This is a genomic window from Vibrio sp. YT-15, from assembly GCF_033337445.1.
GTDB lineage: Bacteria > Pseudomonadota > Gammaproteobacteria > Enterobacterales > Vibrionaceae > Vibrio > Vibrio alginolyticus.
On the sequence record NZ_JAWOQR010000077.1, the window covers coordinates 1 to 1,377 of the forward strand.

General features: G+C 38.5%; 2 protein-coding genes. Both read right to left on the minus strand.

The genetic code is table 11. The annotated features are described in order from the left end of the window. The coding region (locus R7D93_RS25360; RefSeq protein ID WP_213908359.1) for a cytidylyltransferase domain-containing protein at nucleotides 1-654 on the minus strand (654 nt) is incomplete at its 3' end. Nucleotides 655-656: 2 nt separating this feature from the next. Next, the gene (locus R7D93_RS25365) at nucleotides 657-1,292 is read right to left on the minus strand and encodes an HAD family hydrolase (protein ID WP_213869041.1); all 636 of its coding nucleotides are present in this window, start codon (nucleotides 1,290-1,292) and stop codon (nucleotides 657-659) included. Nucleotides 1,293-1,377 lie beyond the last annotated feature (85 nt).

Below are 1,377 nucleotides of genomic sequence, written 5' to 3' on the forward strand. Positions count from 1 at the left end.
TTCAGCGAAAGTAAAGTCCTCTGGCCAATCTATATCAATTGAGCTCTCTGCATCCTGTATGTACATCGAAGGCTTTAGTCCAATTCGATCATTTAGCTTTTTGTAGTTTTCTACACTATTTAAAAAGACTGAGCTATCGATTTCATAAAGAGGTTCAATTGTCTGAGTTCTAGGCCATTTTTCTATATTACGATCGTAGCTAATTGGCTTATCTTTATTCCAAATAAACCCACGTAGTTCTTTGACCGTCATTAATGAATCATAACCTTCCGTGAGTGCTTGATTATACTGTTTGATAATAGCGCTATAACCTGACTCGTCTAAGAATGGTGAGGTTACATGAGTCCAAAGTACGTGACCCTTAGTAATAATCGAAGGAACATATCTAATAAGATCATCAGTGCTTGTTGAACTTGAGCCTAAGTGCTCTGGGCGTTCATCTATTCGTATGCGAGAATCTTTATATGTTGAAGCAAACTCTAGAACAGCGTCATCATTTGAAGATACGACTATCGAATCTAGGTCAGTTATATTGATTAACTGATCCAGTTTGATTTTTAGCAACCCACCTTTTACACCAGCAAAGTCTTTGGTATTTTTGTTTGGGATACGTTCACTGCCTTTTCGGCATGGTAAAAAGACATGGACACTCATGCTTACCAACTCCTTAGAATATTGAAACCTTCACTTTTTGATAAGCTTTCAAGCTCTTCTTTTACATTTGAATAAGGAAGATAGCCAAGAAAATCAATATTATTCTCTTTGGCTGCGTGAAAGTCTGACAATGCGTCACCGATCATTAGAGCCGCGCCTGAAGACTCCTTTAGGATGATTGCAACGTTATCTGCTTTCGCGGTGGGTGATCCTAGAATTAACGTAAAATATTGCGCCAGCTTTCTTTTAACAAATACTTCTCGTAATTCGTCTTGAGCAGAGCCACTTGCTACATAGAGTTTGGCTGGGCAATCTGTAATTGCTGCAATAAAATTAGGTGTCAGTTGAGCTTCCATGTATAGCTCTTCACACTGCTTTGAGTAGCAGTTTAGTATACGTTCGTACAATGTTTCATCTGCATTTGTGATGAAATGTTCAACAAAGTAACTCACATGGTGAAAACGCGATTTGCCAAAATTAGCTTTAAAGTAATTGCAACACTTGTCTATTTCGAGCTCTGATACTTGGGCCATGCGTAAAGCATTACGCATGGCATCAATTTTGAGGTTATTTGAGTCTAGGATCACGCCATCGCAGTCAAAAATAACAGTATCATAGCCATTAAATAGCGGGTGCATAAATAGACCCTGCTTTTACTGGATAAGTGGTTGGGGTTAACGCTTGAATTGATGTACTTCCAAACTGCTGACTAACCATGCTAAA

Bases quoted from the DNA above. Each gene is read 5' to 3' on its own strand.
- R7D93_RS25365 (WP_213869041.1), bottom strand. From the start codon at position 1,292: ATGCACCCGCTATTTAATGGCTATGATACTGTTATTTTTGACTGCGAT.